The organism is Pedobacter heparinus (assembly GCF_032678725.1).
In the GTDB taxonomy this organism is placed as follows: Bacteria; Bacteroidota; Bacteroidia; order Sphingobacteriales; family Sphingobacteriaceae; genus Pedobacter; species Pedobacter heparinus_A.
On the sequence record NZ_JAVTSC010000016.1, the window covers coordinates 86,965 to 106,385 of the forward strand.

The 19,421-nt window shown below is 41.8% G+C and carries 22 protein-coding genes; 12 read left to right on the plus strand and 10 right to left on the minus strand.

Translation table 11 applies throughout. From position 1 onward, the window contains the following. Nucleotides 1–10 precede the first annotated feature (10 nt). The 4 genes from R2Q85_RS21055 to R2Q85_RS21070 form a co-directional block, all read right to left on the minus strand. The gene (locus R2Q85_RS21055) at nt 11–1,540 is read right to left on the minus strand and encodes a PAS domain S-box protein (protein ID WP_316813770.1); all 1,530 of its coding nucleotides are present in this window, start codon (nt 1,538–1,540) and stop codon (nt 11–13) included. A gap of 27 nt (nt 1,541–1,567) precedes the next feature. Continuing rightward, the gene (locus R2Q85_RS21060; RefSeq protein WP_316813771.1) at nt 1,568–1,936 is read right to left on the minus strand and encodes a YtxH domain-containing protein; all 369 of its coding nucleotides are present in this window, start codon (nt 1,934–1,936) and stop codon (nt 1,568–1,570) included. 24 nt (nt 1,937–1,960) lie between these two features. Beyond that, nucleotides 1,961–2,452: an RNA polymerase sigma factor gene (locus R2Q85_RS21065; RefSeq protein WP_316813772.1), complete on the minus strand. Its 492-nt coding sequence runs from the start codon at nt 2,450–2,452 to the stop codon at nt 1,961–1,963. 222 nt (nt 2,453–2,674) lie between these two features. Beyond that, entirely contained in the window at nt 2,675–3,646 is a 972-nt protein-coding gene (locus tag R2Q85_RS21070) for a YihY/virulence factor BrkB family protein (RefSeq protein ID WP_316813773.1), read from the minus strand. A gap of 557 nt (nt 3,647–4,203) precedes the next feature. On the opposite strand from R2Q85_RS21070, the gene R2Q85_RS21075 reads away from it, so the two are divergent. Together R2Q85_RS21075 and R2Q85_RS21080 are read left to right on the plus strand one after the other, a co-directional pair. Next, a complete protein-coding gene (locus R2Q85_RS21075) occupies nt 4,204–4,758 on the plus strand; it encodes a ferritin-like domain-containing protein (protein ID WP_316813774.1) in 555 nt (184 codons plus the stop codon). A gap of 145 nt (nt 4,759–4,903) precedes the next feature. Then, nucleotides 4,904–7,114, plus strand: coding sequence for a hypothetical protein (locus tag R2Q85_RS21080; protein ID WP_316813775.1), 2,211 nt, complete (start codon nt 4,904–4,906; stop codon nt 7,112–7,114). A gap of 168 nt (nt 7,115–7,282) precedes the next feature. Here the strand turns inward: R2Q85_RS21080 and R2Q85_RS21085 are convergent, their stop codons facing one another. Then, the gene (locus R2Q85_RS21085) at nt 7,283–7,450 is read right to left on the minus strand and encodes a hypothetical protein (RefSeq protein WP_316813776.1); all 168 of its coding nucleotides are present in this window, start codon (nt 7,448–7,450) and stop codon (nt 7,283–7,285) included. A gap of 265 nt (nt 7,451–7,715) precedes the next feature. Between R2Q85_RS21085 and R2Q85_RS21090 the strand changes: the two genes are divergently transcribed. The 4 genes from R2Q85_RS21090 (at nt 7,716) to R2Q85_RS21105 (ending at nt 10,316) form a co-directional block, all read left to right on the plus strand. Continuing rightward, a complete protein-coding gene (locus tag R2Q85_RS21090; RefSeq protein ID WP_316813777.1) occupies nt 7,716–8,159 on the plus strand; it encodes an Hsp20/alpha crystallin family protein in 444 nt (147 codons plus the stop codon). Between the two features lie 54 nt (nt 8,160–8,213). Next, nucleotides 8,214–8,822 (plus strand): SDR family oxidoreductase, encoded by a 609-nt coding sequence (locus tag R2Q85_RS21095; RefSeq protein ID WP_316813778.1) that lies wholly within the window; start codon nt 8,214–8,216, stop codon nt 8,820–8,822. 139 nt (nt 8,823–8,961) lie between these two features. Next, nucleotides 8,962–9,966, plus strand: coding sequence for a PAS domain S-box protein (locus R2Q85_RS21100; RefSeq protein WP_316813779.1), 1,005 nt, complete (start codon nt 8,962–8,964; stop codon nt 9,964–9,966). Next, nucleotides 9,957–10,316 (plus strand): hypothetical protein, encoded by a 360-nt coding sequence (locus tag R2Q85_RS21105; RefSeq protein ID WP_316813780.1) that lies wholly within the window; start codon nt 9,957–9,959, stop codon nt 10,314–10,316. The genes R2Q85_RS21100 and R2Q85_RS21105 overlap by 10 nt, the downstream gene beginning before the upstream one ends. A 132-nt stretch (nt 10,317–10,448) precedes the next feature. On the opposite strand, the gene R2Q85_RS21110 is transcribed toward R2Q85_RS21105, so the two are convergent. After that, nucleotides 10,449–10,673, minus strand: coding sequence for a hypothetical protein (locus tag R2Q85_RS21110; protein WP_316813781.1), 225 nt, complete (start codon nt 10,671–10,673; stop codon nt 10,449–10,451). Between the two features lie 230 nt (nt 10,674–10,903). Here R2Q85_RS21110 and R2Q85_RS21115 point away from each other — a divergent pair, with 230 nt between their 5' ends. Further along, nucleotides 10,904–11,488, plus strand: a complete 585-nt coding sequence (locus R2Q85_RS21115; RefSeq protein ID WP_316813782.1) for a DUF4142 domain-containing protein — start codon at nt 10,904–10,906, stop codon at nt 11,486–11,488. Between the two features lie 263 nt (nt 11,489–11,751). On the opposite strand, the gene R2Q85_RS21120 is transcribed toward R2Q85_RS21115, so the two are convergent. Then, nucleotides 11,752–12,183 (minus strand): DUF1810 domain-containing protein, encoded by a 432-nt coding sequence (locus R2Q85_RS21120; RefSeq protein ID WP_316813783.1) that lies wholly within the window; start codon nt 12,181–12,183, stop codon nt 11,752–11,754. A 214-nt stretch (nt 12,184–12,397) separates the two neighbouring features. Next, complete coding sequence (locus tag R2Q85_RS21125) at nt 12,398–12,769, minus strand: helix-turn-helix domain-containing protein (protein WP_316813784.1); 372 nt, start codon at nt 12,767–12,769, stop codon at nt 12,398–12,400. 36 nt (nt 12,770–12,805) lie between these two features. Here R2Q85_RS21125 and R2Q85_RS21130 point away from each other — a divergent pair, with 36 nt between their 5' ends. After that, nucleotides 12,806–13,615: an SDR family oxidoreductase gene (locus tag R2Q85_RS21130; RefSeq protein ID WP_316813785.1), complete on the plus strand. Its 810-nt coding sequence runs from the start codon at nt 12,806–12,808 to the stop codon at nt 13,613–13,615. Between the two features lie 680 nt (nt 13,616–14,295). Continuing rightward, nucleotides 14,296–14,649 carry a hypothetical protein gene (locus R2Q85_RS21135; RefSeq protein WP_316813786.1) on the plus strand — a complete coding sequence of 118 codons (354 nt, stop codon included), beginning with the start codon at nt 14,296–14,298 and terminating at the stop codon, nt 14,647–14,649. An 85-nt stretch (nt 14,650–14,734) separates the two neighbouring features. On the opposite strand, the gene R2Q85_RS21140 is transcribed toward R2Q85_RS21135, so the two are convergent. Continuing rightward, nucleotides 14,735–15,589: a sensor histidine kinase gene (locus R2Q85_RS21140; protein ID WP_316813787.1), complete on the minus strand. Its 855-nt coding sequence runs from the start codon at nt 15,587–15,589 to the stop codon at nt 14,735–14,737. A gap of 494 nt (nt 15,590–16,083) precedes the next feature. Between R2Q85_RS21140 and R2Q85_RS21145 the strand changes: the two genes are divergently transcribed. Further along, complete coding sequence (locus R2Q85_RS21145; RefSeq protein ID WP_316813788.1) at nt 16,084–16,566, plus strand: lipocalin family protein; 483 nt, start codon at nt 16,084–16,086, stop codon at nt 16,564–16,566. On the opposite strand, the gene R2Q85_RS21150 is transcribed toward R2Q85_RS21145, so the two are convergent. Continuing rightward, complete coding sequence (locus tag R2Q85_RS21150; RefSeq protein WP_316813789.1) at nt 16,563–17,291, minus strand: LytTR family DNA-binding domain-containing protein; 729 nt, start codon at nt 17,289–17,291, stop codon at nt 16,563–16,565. The genes R2Q85_RS21145 and R2Q85_RS21150 overlap by 4 nt on opposite strands. A 127-nt stretch (nt 17,292–17,418) precedes the next feature. On the opposite strand from R2Q85_RS21150, the gene R2Q85_RS21155 reads away from it, so the two are divergent. Then, nucleotides 17,419–18,471 carry a sensor histidine kinase gene (locus R2Q85_RS21155; RefSeq protein ID WP_316813790.1) on the plus strand — a complete coding sequence of 351 codons (1,053 nt, stop codon included), beginning with the start codon at nt 17,419–17,421 and terminating at the stop codon, nt 18,469–18,471. A gap of 121 nt (nt 18,472–18,592) precedes the next feature. After that, nucleotides 18,593–19,408 carry a hypothetical protein gene (locus tag R2Q85_RS21160; RefSeq protein ID WP_316813791.1) on the plus strand — a complete coding sequence of 272 codons (816 nt, stop codon included), beginning with the start codon at nt 18,593–18,595 and terminating at the stop codon, nt 19,406–19,408. Nucleotides 19,409–19,421 lie beyond the last annotated feature (13 nt).

Genomic DNA, 19,421 nt, shown 5'->3' on the forward strand with positions numbered 1-19,421 from the left:
CACCTTTTAACTATTCCGGCCCAGCGGGAAGTACAAAAGAAAAAGCCGAACCTTTTCCCAGCTCACTTTGTACCTTGATCTCTCCACCGTGTAGTTTGATTATTTCGGAAACAAGATAAAGGCCAATGCCAAACCCAGATACATGATGCTGACGCTCAGTATCTACCCTGTAAAATCTTTCAAACAGCCTGGCCTGATCCGCTACCGGAATGCCATATCCCTGGTCAATTACGCTAAACTGCACCGATTCCTTATTTAGCATACACCGGACTATAATGGCAGAACCTTCAGGGGAATACTTAATTGCATTTCCCAAAAGATTGGTCAACACCTGACCGATCTTTTCCCGATCAGCTGTAATGGATACTTCAGCACAAGGCTCATAATTAATCTGATGAGAAGTGGTCAGCGTCAAGATATCACCCAGCACTTCTTCCATAAGCTCAGCTAAATAAAACGCGGACAGATTAAGTGACATTTTTCCCTCTTCCAACCTGGAAAGGTTCAAAAAGTCCTGGATCAAGGTCGTCATTTTGCCAGTTTGGGTCTCTGCACGCTTCAATAAGTTTTCGGTAAAGTTATCCGACCCCTTAACTGCCTTGGACAGGGCTAGTTGTATATAAGAGCGCATAGAGGTAAGCGGTGTTTTTAGCTCATGGCTCACTATTGCAATAAAATCGTTCTTACGCTGCTCTTCCTGCTTTTTATCCGTAATGTCTCTGGCTATTTTAGAAATTCCTATAATTCTTCCGGTTAAATCCATCACCGGAGAAATCGTCAGCGAAACATCCAGAAGTTTCCCATACTTAGTGAGCCGTTTGGTCTCAAAATGGTCTACCCGCTGCCCGCTCTTCAACCGTGCTATAATATTAGGTTCCTCTTGCAAACGGTCTGGAGGGATCAGCTTCACAATAGACTGCCCGATCATTTCTGCAGCAGTGTACCCAAAAATACGTTCGGCAGCATTGTTCCAACTGGTCACAATGCTGTTAAGATCCTTACTGATAATGGCATCATCAGAATACGAAACAATTGCAGAAAGCATCGCGCTCTGTTTTTCCGCTTCAATCAGATCGGTAATGTCCCGGGCAATTTTTGAAACACCTATAATTGAACCTTTTTGATCTTTTACTGGCGAAATGGTCAGCGAAACATCAATTAAAGCACCCGATTTGGTCAATCGTTTGGTATGGAAGTATTGCACACGCTCTCCCCTGCGAAGCTTGCTGAGTATAAGCGACTCTTCTTCTGTACGGTCTGTAGGGATCAGCTTGGTAATAGAAGTCCCAATCATTTCAGCAGCCGAATATCCGAATATCCGTTCCGCTGCTGCATTCCAGCTTGTCACAAAACCGTTCAGGTCCTTGCTGATGATCGCATCATCCGAAGAATCTACAATAGCAGCCAGCATAGCACTACGCTCTTCTGCCAGGCGGAGCTTTGCGATCAGGATTTCCTGGCCCTTAATCTCCGCACTCATTTCCTGCTCGCTTCTCTGCTGCCCGCTGCCTTCATTCTGCGGTTTATTGGTCTCTTGCATAATTAAAGGTAATTAAAATGCATACACTTAAACGTGCTGTTCAGGAAAATGACCTTCTTTATGTGCTTCATGCAAAAGCTCCCCGATATCAGATTTGGGTCTTTTAACCGGCGTAGCAGTATGATTCATCTCGGCGGCGCCCAGCAACACTTCTGGTTCAACCGTATCCCCTCCGCCAAATTTTGCTTTTATGGCATCCATCAATTCTGCAAGCGTCCCGCTTACCTGTCTGCCACTGTCAGCGATCCCCTCCCGTAAATCACTCCCCTTTTTAGGTGCAAAAAGTACCGCCAGCGCGGCGCCAACGGCAAGCCCTCCAATCAGAGCAATACCGACCATTGTAGAGTTATGATCATTGCAGGCCATCATCTTTTTCAATTGTTTTCCGTACTTCATAGCTGTAGTTTTCTAGGTTAAACATCACCCCTGCAAAATTGTTCGGGCAAAAAACATTTGATATCTTGAAAGGTGGGTGCCAATCGGTATGTTCATCTGCTCGGCAATCTCGTGGTAGCGATACCCTTGAAAATATATGACAAAGGGAATTGCATAGGCAGGCTGCAAGTTTTCGAGAGCTTTGGAAATATCCTCGCTCACCATTTTAGCTTCACCCTGGTTCACTGAAGTACTTTCCGTGATGGGATATAGCCATGGATCTATATTCCTGATAAAAACCACCGATCTTCTGCCAAGGGACTTGTAATTGTTGATGAATGTATTTTTCATTATAGTGAATAGCCAGCCCTTCAGATTACTATCCTCTTCGAACTTGCTTTCATAACGGATCGCTTTAAGCAAAGTATCATGTACCAGGTCATCCGCATCATCATTGTTACGGGTAAACTGCAGTGCAGATTGCATTAACTGCGCGCGGCAGTCGCAAATTCTGGTGCTAAAATTAGTGGAATTCATAAATTGATGAGTATTAGTTGATTAAAAAACACTAGAAAACTCCCTATGTTTTTCGAACTAATACTGGTTTTGCTGTTAGTCTGCCCCTGCTTTTTGCGTTAAATACGTATACGATCAGAATTCCCCGAGTTCCATAACAGCAGGTGGCCGCCAATTGGCAATAGTCTTTGGATTTAAAAAGCTAGGTAGATACCGTGCGCATAGGTAAAGTTTTAGCCACCATCACCTCCCACGGTTTCGGGACGAGGCATTTTCCTGAACAGAATTATGACCGGTTTCCACTTCAATTTCCTTAGTTGTCACCGCATAATGCGAAGGGAGGATCTCTGAACCGTAAGCAACAGCATAGGCTTTGGTAAACTCCGCACCCAAATACAAAATTATCGATGAATAATAAGTCCACAGCAATAAAATAACCAACGATCCTGCCGCTCCATAGGTACTGCCTACATCACTTTGACCGATATAAATAGAAATCGCAAATTTGCCGAGCATAAACAAAATGGCAGTCACTACTGCCCCGGACAACACATCCCGCCATTTGATGATCGCATCGGGCAACACTTTAAAGATCACCGCAAAAATAAGCGATATCAACACCAGGGTCAACAGTTGGTTCAGTATGTAGAACAACACCACAGAGACATCAGAAAACCTGGCCTGAAGCCGGGTGCTAAAACCATCAAGTATCGTTGTGATCGCTAATGAAACCAATAAAATGAAACCCAAACTAACGATCACAGAAAAAGAAAGGAACCTGTTCTGTAGCATTTTTAACCATCCGCGTTTGGGCTTGGGTTTAAGCCCCCATATTGTATTGATAGATTCCTGAATGTCAGCAAATACAGTTGTTGCCCCAATGAGCAAGGTCACGATCCCTACGATAAAAGCAATCCTGTCCTTATCTCCAATGGCGGCTTTTGAAACAATCTCCTGAAGCTGCAATGCGGTTTCTTTACCCATAAAACCAGCCAGCTGATGATAAATCTCTCCCTGGGCGGCTTCCTTGCCCAGAAATAAACCACATAAAGAGATGATCACCACCAACAGCGGCGCCATGGAAAAAACAGTGTAATACGCCAGCGATCCACTCAGCTTGGTCACCTTATGTTCGCTAAATCCTGTAAAGGTTTCCTTTACCACTTTCCAGATACCCTTAAATGTAATTTTCTCGTGCTCAACTTTCTTATTCATCACTATCATTAATTTGCATCCTAAATTTCATTTTAGCGAAACATTGATCTGGGTTGCCATCTGGTGGTGTTTTTCCAAAACCGGAAGCGTACGGGCAACAAAATCCTTAATCTCCCCTCTTAAACTAGTCGCTGATCTAAATTGGCTTTGGTATGGTCGGCAACCATTTGCGCGGCAAATTTTTAACCTGCTCGTTGGAAAACTTTTCAAGTGCCAGTTTACCCAGATCAACCTCCATCATCCCGCCAACTGCAGCGGTATCTTGCTTTTAGATTTCATAGTCTTGAAAATTAGATATATAATAGACAAAGGCATTAACCGCTGTAGCAGCAAAAAGTTTTAAATCCCTTGCTAAAAAAGCAACGAACAAAACCAAAACAATCTCGTGCGGCCAATGTTAAACGAGTATCAGCATTTCAATTCAGCTATAATTCTCAGTAAAAATTACCCTTTTAAAAAAAGCTCAAACAAATTTTAAGACCGCTGGTTATTTCCCCGCAGTTGATTGTAATGCAGCATTGAAATAACGAACATTTAACTCATGAAAAACTAAAATTATGGCAACTACAACAAAAACCGGCGCAAAAACCGCCACAAAATCAAAAACAGGGAAAATGGAAAATTCAGAATTCCATGAATTCTTCGTGGACGAACTGAAAGACATCTACTGGGCAGAAAAACACCTTTCCAAAGCCCTCCCTAAAATGAAAAAAGCAGCAACCAGTCCAGAACTGGCAGCCGCATTTGAAAAACATACAGAAGAAACCAATAACCACATCGCAACTTTGGAGCAGATTTTCCAGCTTCTGGATGAAAAAGCCCAGGCAAAAAAATGTGATGCCATGGAGGGATTGTTAAAAGAAGCCGAAAGTATCATTGAAGATACAGATGCTGATACCATGATCCGTGACGCAGGACTTATCCTTGCGGCCCAAAAGGTAGAACATTACGAAATTGCGACCTATGGCACATTAGTAGTTTTTGCCCAAAACATGGGACATACCGATGTGGCTGAACTTTTGCAATTTACCCTTGACAACGAAAAAGCAACAGACGTTGCCCTTACAGAAATTGCGGTCAACTCCATCAACGATCAGGCAGCAGCTGAATAAACAAGGATAAGCTCCCCTCCCCCTTAGCCTGGCGCTAAGGGGTGTTCAACAACAGAAAGTCCTGCATAGATCAACCAAAATAGCCCATACCTATGGAATCCATTCATTCCAACGAGAAAACTTTTAACCTTATTTAAAGCTTTTTATGAATGCATTATCACCATGGGCCGTATCGGCAAGCACCGAGCTGGCCGGCAACACATCAGTATTATTTGAAAAGTATGCAGATCCTTTTAGTTTTAAAGTGGTCGCCACTACCGATTCCATCTGGATCCGGACAGAACTTCCCGATGGTGGACGCGCCGCCTTCCGGGCAGCATACAGCCCCGGAAGCGACCTGGAAGTTGTAAAAAGCACAGGTACGCACCAGCAAGGCATAGCACTCAAACTGAACTCAGCTATCGGTAAACAAAGCATTACTATCTCCATTGATCAGGCTGAGAAACTGCCGGTACTGCGTTATACCACAAGCTTAATCCCGGCTAAAGAAATGATGATACCCAACTGGCCAAAAGATATTTTGTTTAACGGGAAAAACGACAATCCTGAACAAACTGAAGGAACAATCCATGCCAGCCAGTTTGGCACCCGTACAGGATTTCTTTACCTGAGTGAGATCAGACCGAAATCAGCCACGCTGCTTTACCTTCAAAACCTGACCGCCTTATCTGAATATGCCGATCAAACAGAAACCTCCCTGGGAGATACTGTGGGTGGAGCATGGCCGGAACTAGGATTTTCCCTCCCTTCCTCAAATAAACCTTTGAAAGCAGGAAAAGAGGTCATCCTTTCCGATGCCTTCGTCGCCTTCAGCGAAGAAGTAACGGATAAAGAGCCTGCCATGATACGGCTCTACCTGGATTTACTGGCCAGAGTTTACCAGCTACTTCCTAAGCCGGAAACGGAATACAAACACTGGCCTGATATTCTGGACAATGGCCTCAAAGATCTGATCGACAGCCCGGGCTGCTGGTCACAGGTAGCCGGACACAAATACTTCAACGCATACGTTAGCGATTATGAAACTCCGCCTGAAATCATGGTACAGCTCGCCGTTTTACTTCCCCTGCTCGACTATGTAGAGTGGAGCAAAAAGCAGCTGGAAGTTATGAAAACTATAAAAGCAGGACTGCCTTCCTTTTATGACGAAAAACTGGGTACCATCATGCGCTGGCTACCCGCCGCAGAAGACAAACTCAAAGGCGAGGAAGAACAAAAAGTACCAAAAGTTATGGATTCCTGGTACCTGCACCATCCCCTGCTCAACCTTTCCAGGCTGGCTTTGAAAGGAGATCAGATCGCGAAAAAACTATTCCTGGATTCATTGGATTTTGCCATCAAAGTAGCACATCATTTTAAATACCGATGGCCCGTATTTTATAAGATGGATACCTTAGAGGTGGTCAAAGCAGAAACCGCTGAAGGAAAAGGAGGTGAAAAAGATGTGGCAGGAATTTATGCACATGTCATGCTCCAGGCCTGGGAGCTTACCCGCGAACAGCGTTATTTAAACGAGGCCGAGAAAGCCGCGAAGACCTTACAAGGCCTGGGTTTTGAGATCTTCTACCAGGCCAACAATACCGCATTCTCGTCCGGAGCATTACTTCGGCTGTATAAAATCACTAAAAATGAACTGTATCTTAACCTGAGTTATATGTGTCTGGCCGGAATATTCCGGAACGTTCAGCTATGGGACTGTAACTATGGATACGGAAAACACTTTCCGAAATTTTTCTCCCTCTATCCGCTCAAAGACGCCCCTTACACTGCTGTTTACGAAGAACAGGAAGTTTTTTGTGCTTTCCACGATTACCTGAAGCACGCTGAAGGTGTAGATATACTTCCTTCTGTAAAACTGCTCATCGCCGAGTACATCCGCTACCTGGTAGACCGTGCGGTGTATTACTACCCAACAATGCTGCCTGCAGACATGCTGGAAGAAAAACCCAAGATCGGAGAAGTTGATCCGAAGCTTTGGATCGCCCTGGAAGACCTGCAGGACGGCTGGCTGAAATCAGGCACTGTTGGCCAGGAAGTATATGGTGCAGGTAATGCCTTTGGTATTCTTCCCCGCCATTACCTTCAAATTCCAGGTAAACCTTTCATGATCTATACCGATTACCCTACCTCAGGATTTAACGCAAGAAAGGGTAAAAACATCAGCTTTAAAATACTTGGAGATGAGAGAATCACCTGCCGAATGATGCTGGTAAAAACAGCACAAAAGAAAATCCCGGACTTTGAAGTATTGATCAAAGGGAAAAAAGAACCGCTCAAAGCCAAACTGGTCAACAATGGCAACCTGGAATACATCATTCCCGGTAACACTGCCATCACCATTTACACGAATTCCTGATTAAAACAAAAACTATGGACTCATTAACTGCATACCTTATCTAATCATGAAACCAGTATCAAAAAAACACAGCTATTTTTACAGAAGAGGAGGTACATGTGCTGCCCCCAAATCGTTCATTTCTTTATTTTCCATATGTCTTCATAAGTAGATGAACAAAGCACGGTGTTACCGTACCAAACGCAGGTGATACGTTTCAATTTCTTTTAAGGCTTCAAGGATACCTGTACGCTGACGCTGCAGCAAAGCAAGGTGATCTATGTGTGATGCATAATCGTCGAGTACTTTATCATATTTTTCAATCGCAGCTTTCTCCCCGGTTTCAATCGCGGTCAATACAATGGCATTCTGTTTAGCATTATTCGTGCAATTATAATACACGAAAGTACCTATCTCTTATCCTCTCTCTATACACCTACGCACAACTGAATTTTTGACATTTAAAGCTGAAAAAATTTCAGCAGGAATGAAAATTTTTCAGCTGGAACCCATAAAAACTACATTGGCATTCCACTTGTTCAGCCTATCATGAACGCGAAGTTCAAAGAGTTTAATTAATTGTAAGTTTTAATCATTAAATCAAATTAAGGAGGAAAAACCTATGACATTGGTTAAATTTAATTCCGAAAAAAACAACAACAAAAACAGCTTAATGCCAGGCTTTAACACCGTTTTTGATTCCATTTTCAACGACACGTTCTTTTCTGACAGAATGGTAGCACGCGTACCAGCTGCCAACATCAGCGAGACCGCAGACCATTTCCGTATGGAACTTGCAGCACCCGGCCTGAAAAAAGAGGACTTCAAACTCAAACTGGAACGGGACGTGCTATCTATCTCCGTTGAAAAGTCTGGTGAAAACCAGCAAGAACGCAGTTACGCCAAACGCGAATACAGCTACAGCTCATTCGTACGAGCCTTTACCCTGCCTGACAGCGCTAACGCAGAAGGCATCCAGGCCAAATACACCGACGGTATACTTTGCATCGACATCCCTAAACGCGAGGAAGCAAAAATGGTGATCCGCCAGATTGAAATTAAGTAACCTGCCCTTAAAACAATCTTCAGAGCTGCCTGAAAAGGCGGCTCTTTTATTTAGTTGAAGCGTGTTAGCCTTGCTGTTCAGGAAAATGACCTTCTTTATGTGCTTCATGCAAAAGCTGTAGCTATCGCCTTTGCCAGGGAAGGCGCAGACGTGCTTATCTCATTTTTGAGCGATGCAGAAATTGAAGATGCCAAAAATACTGCCGGATATATTCAAAAAGCCGGACGAAAGGCCATTTTGGTCAAAGGTGACGTCGGTTCTGCAGCCCATTGCAAATATATTATTGACACTGCAGTTGCAGAGTTCGGACAAATCGATATTCTGGTCAACAATGCGGCATATCAAATGGCCCGTGAAAACATGGATGAAATTTCCGATGAAGAATGGCAACGCACTTTCGATACCAATATCCACGCTATGTTTTATTTATCAAAAGCCGCCGAACCTCACATGAACCCAGGAAGTAGTATCATCAACACAACATCCGTCCAGGCCTATTCGCCAACACCACTACTTCTGCCCTATGCCGCCACAAAAGGCGCCATACAGAATTTTACAGCGAACCTGAGTCAAAGTCTTCTTGAAGCCGGAAAAGGAATAAGGGTTAACGCTGTTGAAGCAGGACAAAATTCTGGACAGCCTAACAATACTAAAGCCCCGTAAATCGGGGCTTTGTTTTTTTACAGCCGCCCTGTATAACATTCCAATCTCCCACAATTGACCGTAATTCTGCATCCTCAGAGCAGGCATGCTTATTTACATTTTTTTTAGTACATTGATTACCCCTATTAAGTATAAAATAATGAAGAATATCCCTTTTAAGATCAACCCGAACGATGCAGAATCAGCAAGTTTCAAGCGGATTTTTGAGGAAAGCCCGGCACCAATGTACATCTTTGATCTCCACACCTACGAATTTCTGGCGGTCAATGCTGCTGCCTTAAATCAGTACGGATACCAAAAAGAAGAATTTCTCTCCATAAAAGCCTTGCAAATCAGGTCAGAGGATGAAGCTGTTCGCTTCAAAAAAGCAGTGCAAAAAGTAAATGCTGCTTATTTCGATTATGGGGTATGGAAACACATCCGCAAAAACGGCGAACAATTCTTTGTTCATGTATATGCGCATAGTAACATTTTCCAAAACAGGGTGGCCAGGGTAGTTATGGCAATCGACATTGATCAAAAAGTCAAGGCAGAAAATGCGTTAAAAGAAAAGAATGCGGAAATTATTGATATTCTGGAAAGTATCACTGATGGCTTCTATGCCATGAACGAAAACTGGGAAGTCACTTATATCAACAAAGAGGCAGAACGGATCTTAAACTGTAAAAGAGCCGATTTGTTAGGGAAAAACCTCTGGGAGTTCTTTCCCAGATCAAAAGAAGGAAAGTTTTACCAGGAATATGAACGTGCATTAAAAGAAAAAGTAAGCGTACATTTTGAAGAATGTTATACAGCACTTGGTGTTTGGGGAGATATGCATGTATATCCCAAAAAAGACGGTCTGGCTGTTTATTTTGTTGACATTACTGAGCAGAAAAAAAATCAGATGGAGCAATTAATGTACATGAAGATGATTGAAAAACAGAATGAACAACTGAAAAAGATATCATGGATGCATTCGCACGAGGTAAGAGCGCCACTTTCCAATATATTAGGCCTTGTAGACCTGGTTATAGAAAACAAAGACACCACATGTAATGCAGATATCCTGGACCTGTTGAAAAAAGCAGCTAAGAACTTAGACAATGTAGTGCGAAATATTACTGCACAGGCGCGGAATGACAATTATGGGGAATGCCAATAATATTTACCGAATTGTCGAATTTTTTATTCAATAATTCGTTAAGAATATCCCTGCCCCATCAAAACCAGTTGGTAGCAGTGCCCCCCTGGGGAATTACAGGTACAATCATTATCTGGCTTGCTTTACAAAGTTTTCTTAGTCTAAATGGGCTATATGCAAGTTTCCCAGAATCTATACCACCAAAAATCATTGTTTTCGGAGTTGTTCCGGCAATTATTTCAATCATTTTAATTTTCACCACTAAAAAAAAGGGAATCTTAAATTTCCCTTTCAGCTGGCTACCTTCCTTTATCGTTCCATTAGTTCTTTTTGCTCACCTGGCCTCAATCAGGAAATTAATGAACCTTTAACCATCGATGATAACTACGGCATATTGATTATATGACCGGAAAAGCCATACAAAAACCCGGAGGCAATTGGCGGCTTTTCACCGGTAATACAATATGAACTTATTCGCTTTAAGAATGGCCCAACTCAGAAATTCATTCATCGTTCTGCTCATCATCCTCCGGGTTTTCAATTTCCTGATCTAAACGTGTCCCCTCACCATCGGCATATTCAGTTTCCCCTGGTGTATAACCGGCTTCGTCCGCCTCATCAGTATCCCCATCATCCAGACCTGGTTGCTCCTGGGCAGGGTCAGGATTAAACTTATACGGTTCAGGGCTAAACACTTCTTCTTCATGCATCTCAACAATGTTTTCCATAACAATAAATCTTAGAACCTAATAACACCTGCATATGAGATATGTTTCAAACTATAGATCCACCCTCCCATTAAATTTCTACCCATTATTTCCAGGCTGGTAAAAGCCATACAAAAAACCGGGTTCGGGTAGCGAGCGTGATATCTGATCAAGACCATATAACCTATCGTGCGTAAATTTCAAAACAAACTGTCTGGTAGATGGTTATGAAATACCAAAACAAAAAACTTATGAAAAAATTATTTTACGCAATAGCAATCACAGGAGCGGTATTCAGCTTCCAGGGTTGCGGCAACAGTGCAAACAACGCAGATGATGATGCTGATAGTTCAACAATGACAACAGATACTACAATGGCTCCGGAAACATTGCCAGCAGACACCGGACTAAACGAAACTACATTTGCGAATAAGGCCGCCGTGGGCGGAATGGCTGAAGTAGAGTTCTGTAAACTCGCACTGGAAAAAACCAGGAATGCAAAACTGAAAGATTTTGCCAACATGATGGTAAAAGATCACGGAAAGGCAAATGAAGAGCTGAAGACAATAGCTACAGCCAAAAACATGAAATTACCTGCTGCACTTGACCAGGAGCACCAGGCCAAGCTGGAGGAGCTTAAATCAAAATCAGGTGCTGATTTTGATAAAGCCTACGCTGCAGCCATGGTTGAAGGTCATGAAAAGACCCTTGCATTGATGGTAGATGGTAGCACCAAGCTTCAGGACGCAGAACTGAAAGGCTTCGCAGCCAAGACTTCACCTGTTGTTCAGCATCATTTAGAACTGATTACTTCTATTCAGGCCGAATTAAAATAATCAAAATCCTGCGCAAACAGACCTGCTAAAAGCCAGGCAAAGCTCAAAAAATCCCTTAAGGAATTGAGTACAATGTGTACAAATAAGATAGCCCTGCAACTGCGGGGCTATTTTTTATTCCAATTTACAAAATCAAGTTTTTGCAGTAATTAGTTTTTAGTTTATTTAAAACAAACCACACTCAGATCGGTTAGGATAAAAGAACCTCATCAGGATCTTTTAATACATTTTTTGAATGCCGTATTTAAAGGATGTCCATGTGCTTACAGGCCGAGTATCCGCTGGGTTTTCTGGTCGCGCTCCCCATCGAAAAATTGATCGATAACTTGCTGAAACACTGGGTCAGCATTTGGTACCGCCGCGAACAAAGTCATACTTGACCGCAATTTGAGGTCATCAGGATTGCCAAAGATTTCCTGTGCGGTTTTTTCGGTGTGGTTGAGTAATTCTTTGGTAACTTTTATCAGTCTTGGCCCGAGGACGGGATGAAGATAATAATCCGTTGCCTCCTTCAGGTCTTTAATGTCGTAGTATTTGGCGGTGTCCGAAAAACCCAGCCCCTGGATTTGCGGGAATATATACCACATCCAGTGCGTTCTTTTTCTGCCATAGCTTACTTCAGTTAACGCAATTTCGTAATCTCTCTCCTGGGCCAAAACAAACCTATCCAGGCCCTGTACATTTATTGTAATCATAGGTTTTTTTATATGCTTTAACTGCATAACCATTTAATTGAACTTTAGTTTTTGCGGCGCAGAAAAATGTTCAAAAATACAGCTGAAATATGGCTATCAGGTTAGTTAATTTAAATCCATGGATCCGATTTGCAAATTGTTACCCTACTTTTTGTAGGGCCGGTAAAAGCCATACAAAAACGTGCCATCCGGTATTTCTTTTGCAATACGTGGATTATTTTGAGGAGACTTCTTTTGCCGACATTTTGTGTTTAGCGCCCCATATACTTAATTGTTTAAAAATAGGTAAGATCTCGACAGCCATCCCAGTCAACTCATATTCTACTCGCGGAGGAACTTCTGCATAAACAGTACGCTTAACTAATCCATCCTGCTCCAATGTGCGTAGCTGCAGGGTAAGCATTCTTTCTGTAATCAATGGAAAAACCTTACTCAATTCACCGAATCTCAATTTTTGCGCCCCAAGCTTGTCCATTATCAAAATCTTCCACCTTCCGTCAATTTTATTCACCGCGTAAGTTAGATCGCATTCAATCAGATATTTTTCGTTTTGTGTAAAAGTTGAATTCTTTTTTCGTTCGCTCATTACTTACATTTTTGTTCGTAGCATACAATAAGTAGTATGAACTACAAAAATAAATGCTGTACACTACTTTCGCAACAAATAATAAATAACAATATGGACTTATACCTTAAAGGAAAAACAGCTGTCATCACAGGAGCGAGCCAAGGCATTGGCCGCGCAATTACTAAAGAATTAGCGCTTGAGGGCGTAAAAGTTTTCGCAGTAGCAAGAAATGAAGTTTTACTCGGATCCCTTAAAACTGAAATTGAAAAAGAAGGTGGTACTGTTCCAGTTACATTCATACAGGATATTGTTTTACATGACGGACCGGAAATCATAGCTGAGGCTGCAATTGCCGAATTTGGACGGGTGGATATTTTAATTAATAATGCGGGGAAAAGTCAGCCTGTTGACATAGTCGGAGGGGAACAACAATGGATTGATTCCATGGCGCTTGATTTTGAGGCTCCAAGGAAATTGACCCATGCTTTACTTCCACATATGCTCATGCATAAATCCGGAAGCATTTTAAATATAACAAGTACTTATGAACTACGCTCAATCAATGTTTCATCAATTGCCAAAGCAGCGGTGGTAATGTGGTCGAAACAGCTTGCTAGTCAACTGGGTCGACATGGCATAACCGTGAACTGTTTACAGCCGGGACTTATCGATACAGAAAATACACGCAGGATTTTCACTCCTGATGAACGCAAAGCATACGCTACTCTTGAAATTCCATTACAAGATTTTGGTGATCCAAAAGACATGGCTAATATGGCCACCTTTCTTGTATCCCCGCGGGCCAGATATGTAACAGGCACCGTGGTGGTAGTCGACGGAGGTGCTAAGCGTTTTGCGTTTTAAACCACTATTGCCAGTGAACTCAAAAAAGAGGGATTGGCAATTGAATTCATTGCTAAAACGACAAAACTTTCCATGGAAGAAATCGAGGCACTATAGTATCCAGTACCATCAAAATATTTGATAAAGCCTTTCCTACTCAAAGGCTTTTTTTATTACCTAAAAATTTTCAACTTATCAATCCGCGCCCTGCACCTAACCCCAGCTCTACACCGCTATTGACCAATAATTCTGCATCATTTGTATGGAATCGGGATAGTACATCAATCCAAAAGCAATTTTAGAGCTGTTGGCAAACTCCTTGCGATGTAAATAATAGATTAGCTAAAAACATGCCTGTGATTAAATCTGGCACATTGATAAGCAATTCAGTATCAGCTAACAGATTGAGCATAGAAACGTAATTAAGACTCCCGAATATAGGAAATAATATGCCCCAATAAAAAATGCCCGCTGTACATCAATAACTTTAATAGCAGTTCACACCACATTCAACCGGGCGAGGAACTGCAAACTGCTTTTGTTGTAAAAAGCAAGTACTTAAAGACATGATCACCGTAAACACAGCTAAAACGCTCTCCTCGAGTATATCCTGACTAGACCAATTCCAGTGAATCGACTGATAGCACACAACTGGCATAATTGCTGCACACTCACTCCAAATAAAATTACACTATTTTTTTATGAACGGACTGCCTGATTTTGATTGCCACGATTTTTTTGAGAATACGAACCTATGCATTCTGGAGATTTCTACTTATAAAGGAACGACTGGCGAAAGGAAATATAAATGGCTATTGATCAACAAGTTGACTCTATCTGTAAAAATAATGCTGTTGAAAAATCAGGACAATTCATCCGTTGTACACGAACGTTTCTTTGACCTTGGATTTTTAAAATATAAAGGAAATTCCGGAGTCTTTATCGAAGCTGACGCTAAAGACTTACATCACCTGGAACACAAAGGATGTGAGAATATTCCCCAACATTACCTAACTGCGGTGAGCAAGTACCTCAATGCAAACCTGGTAGAATAAAGCGCGATTATTGCTTTCGATCTTGCCTGTTTCGAAACTGGAATTTGCACTCGAAGATTTTAACATAGGTTAATGCGATGGTAAATTAAACAGGCAGGGAAAAGAAAAATGTAGAGCCTACCCCGCTCTCGCTTTCTACCCATATTTTCCCCCCATGGAAACGAATGATCTCTGCAGAGAGATAAATACCTATGCCAAAGCCTGTTATATGCTGGGTATGTTTGGTGGCAATCCGGTAAAATCTGTCAAACAGCCTGGGCTGGTCGCCTGGTTTTATACCCATACCTTCATCCTTTACCGAAAACAACTGACCCTTACTTTCCGCCGCACAGCTGATTTTAATCTCTTTGCCTTTTGGTGAATACTTTATCGCATTACTCAGCAGGTTGGAAATAACCGACGCAATCTTGTCCCTGTCAGCATGGGTGCTGAGATCTTCAGGACAGACAATGGTAATCTGATGGTTTTCAGTCGTTAGCGAGAGTTCTTCGCTGACTTCCACCAATAGCTCTTTTGTATCAAAGCGCGATTTATTGATTTCTATCTTGCCCGCTTCAAAACGGGAAATGTTAAGAAAACTATTGATCAGTGAGGTCATTTTTTTCATCTGCACATTCGTTTTCTGATGTACAGCTACCCTAAAAGCATTCGCCTTGTCCTCATCCCTTGAAAGCAATTGAAGATAGGCGGTGATGGAGGTCAGAGGAGTCTTTAGCTCATGAGATACAATTCCTATAAAATCATTTTTGCGGATCTCGTTGTTTTTTTGTTCGGTAACATCAAGGAGGGCTCCGACAAGCGAAACTTGCAGATGAATTAGGTATGATTTAGAAATTATAAATTCCTTCCTCGGCAATATAATCACATTAAAACCACCCGGAACACTCCAAAATAGCACATCCCCATGCATATGCGGTATTCCATCTATCGTTTTATACACCTCACTTTGGGCAGTTGGAATTCTCCTCCCATAATGTCAATCATCGGCCCTGTAAGCATTGAAATGGTGTAAGGTAAGAACCTGCGAAGCTTAGCGAAGCAATATTTTTAATTTATCATACTACCTCGGCAAGATCTAACTATTTAGTATGTAACACATTCAATTACTAATTATGACTTATCACATGAAATTAACAGAACAAAAGCCTTCGCTCCGTTTTGCCGGATTGATCATCATGCTGTCATAGGTATGAATGACGATTGGATGTCTATTTAGGGATAAAGGTGTAAAAATACACTTGTCTTAATATAAAGAGCAGCTTGCCATTGCTATTCATCCCCCCTTATTAAGTATTTAACTCGTCCAAAGGTTACTCGTCGAATGTTTCATTATAAGATCCAAGGTCAAAATATCTTTGCCGGGCACACTAATGAGAAACATGTTTATAACCTTTTATTATATAAACCCTTATTTAAATTTTAAACTATATCCCAATGAAAAACAATGTTAACCCTTTATTTTTTTACTTATTAATCATGGCTGTTACCATGCTTACGTTAGCTTGCAGCCCTTCCGGAGCAAATGACAGTAAACAATCTGGCTCTTTCACAAATAAATCATGGAAATTGTACAGCCTATCTGTTGCACCAGCAATAGATTGGGACTTAGATGGAAAAAAGGAAACGGATATTCTGGCTACAATGGAAGGTTGTGAAAAAGACGATTTGCTGTTATTGCGCAATGACAGCACTATTGTGCGCAATGCCGGGAAGTTAAAATGCGATGAAGACGATGAACAGGAGAAACATACCGGGAGCTGGACTTACGACAAAGCCAGCAAAAAGCTAACACTTAATGAAGATAATGATGCACAAGTGCTAACTGTTGTTGAATCCAGTGGCAGCCGCTTAGTGGTAACCTACAACTGGAAGGCTACCAATGGCACCTCACATCAGATGACTGCAATTTATAATTAAACAATGATGCATTTAACAGCAGACAGGTAACTCCTCCCTACTGTAAATTCAAGCCCGTTATCTAACACCAAAAAGGTTTTTCCAATGTCCCGGTACAGTTCCCGCACATAGCTTAAATTGACAATTACAGACCGGTGTATTCTTACAAATTTAGCCGGATCAAACTTTTGAGCAATCGCACTTATTCCGAACGAACTCAGGTACGAACGCTCATCAGTATATATTTCGGTGTAATCGCCATCGGCTTTAAGATACATGATATCATGAACAGAGATGTTTTTAAAGCGATTTTGATGCGCTACCATTATCCTTTCCGGATAACGCTGAGCACCGGGAAACGTGTTCATGGCCAGCTGAGGAAGAAACCCTGGTTTGATCTTCAGGCGAGCGATTGTCTGGTCAAAACGTTCCTTTGTATAGGGTTTCAACAGGTAATCAATCACATTGATTTCAAAAGCTTTGATCGCATATTTATCAAATGCGGTAGTAAAAATCACATCCGGCACGTGATCAATTCTTTGCAGTACTTCGAAACCACTGGCCCCCGGCATCTGGATATCAAGAAATATCAGATCCGGCTCTATCATATTGATAAACTTAACAGCCTCGACCCCGTTTGAACATTCGCCGGCGACATAAAAATCAGCATAAGGTGCTAAATACTGTTTAACCAATACCCTGCCGTGATCTTCATCATCTATCACCAAAACAGATTTTCTGGACATCTACCCTTAATTTATGGAGTTAAAAATTATTATGGCTAATATACAACAGATCAGCATAAATCAATAAGGCCTTTTAGTGCTGTTATGCTTTTCAGCAGATGCAAAACAAAATTATTAAAATTGTATAATGAAACATTATCCGCCAGCTTCCCATCAGGAACGTACCACTACCAGAGAGATCGCGCTGTTCATCTTTGTGCTGCTGGTGATGAGCATTTTGTACGGAACACCCCGGTTATTTGCTCAGGGATTTAGTTCCGCTTTTCTTATGGAAACCGGCATAGATTGTCTGATGATGACGATTGCTTGTTTTCCGATATGGTGGTTGCACTTCCGTATGCTGGCCCATCTGCCGATGAAAACCAGGTTTGCCCTGCATATTCTTACAGCTTTCCTTTATTACGCCATTTGGGCGGGTTTGTATTACCTGTATAACCCTATGGTTGGATTACCAGCAATGAGCAGCAAACAGCTTTTCCAAAATATTGGCCCTAATTTACTTTTTTATATCCAGGTATTTAGTTCCTTACATATTGACCTGTTTTTTCGCGAGCGTGAAGCGCAGCAACTTCGGGAACAGGAACTCAGGGATCTGGCCTACAGAGGGGAGATCAATGCGTTAAAAGCTCAGATACAGCCCCATTTCTTATTTAATACCCTGAATAGCATTAGCGCATCCCTGCCAGCAGAACAGGAACACAGCCGGGTGCTCATTGCCCGGCTGGCAGATACGTTTCGTTATGCGCTGCTGAGTACACAGCAGGACCTGGCTCCCTTGTCACAGGAATTGGACTTTATGCATACCTATCTTTCGCTGGAGAAAGGCAGGTTTGGGAAAAGACTGGCTTATTCGATTGAATGTGCTGAAGGGGCAGAAGAAGTTTTGATCCCCCCGATGTTACTTCAGCCTTTTGTGGAAAATGCAATAAAGCATGGTATCGAACCATCAATTGAAGGAGGGAGTGTAAGCATCAGGTGCATTAAGGAGAGTAATGCGGCCGGGATTTATATTGAGAACACCGGAAGCCCATATATTGGAAACCCGGAGGATCTGTTTCTTGGTAAAGGTGTGGGCGTAAAAAATACCGCCAAAAGACTGGAAAATCAATTTGGCGAAAAGCTGCAGATTTTTGTAAATGATCAAGGTGGACTAACGATTCACTTTCGTATACCTTATTAGCAGAACCCGACTTTGCGTTTTGGTAAGAGATTAAACCGATTTTTTATAGGCTTGATCGTCTGCTATTGCATTTGATCGAAAAAAACGCTGCTTAATGTTGTGCTGGTATAGATTTGCCCGCATGAAAAGAACAATTATATACTGCAATATGATAGCAGTTTTGCTGCTGATAGCTGCTGTTACCTCATGCAGCAAGAAAAAAGAATTACCCATTGAAGAAGAAGAACTTTCTTTTACCAATATTGGCAGTGTTAGCAATTTGCCGGGTCTTGGTAAAAGTGATGATATGCCAGAAGGCATTCCATTTGAACTACCAAAAGGCTTAAGGTTTGTATCAAGACCTGATCATCCATTTGACCCTGATTTAAGTAAACTACATGGCAACATGAATACTTTTTATGTTGATGTAAATATAGAGAGAGATAGTAGCTGGAAAGAGGACAAACTGCTAACATTCCCCCCTGGTTTGGTAATGCTTAATGTTGCACCTAGTAGAATTCAAAATGGGATGTTAATGGGTAGGGTAAGAATTAATGTACCACCTAATGGAAGAGGACCTGGTGGTAAAAAGGACACTATAACTGTATATTTAGGTGTTGCGTGCATGAATTCTTCTAAAGGTTTACCCTGGGAGGATAATCAGGAACCAGATACCCGTAATTATGTTATTGGAAAGGGTACTCATATGCCGTATGTAGTTGCCATCAATGCCGAAGTTTTAAAATTTTTGTCATTATTAGAAGATAAACCCCATTTAAATCTTACAAGGCATCAAAATCCTTTGGATGTTTATGATCCTGATTATATAGAACCCGAATGGATGAAACCCTACAACACCATACAAACCATGTTCTGGAAAATAACCGATGGTTACGGTCTGGAAGAGGCAGATATCAGGGAACTACTAAAGGCTATTGAAAAACCTAAGGGTAAATAAAACTGACCTGCCT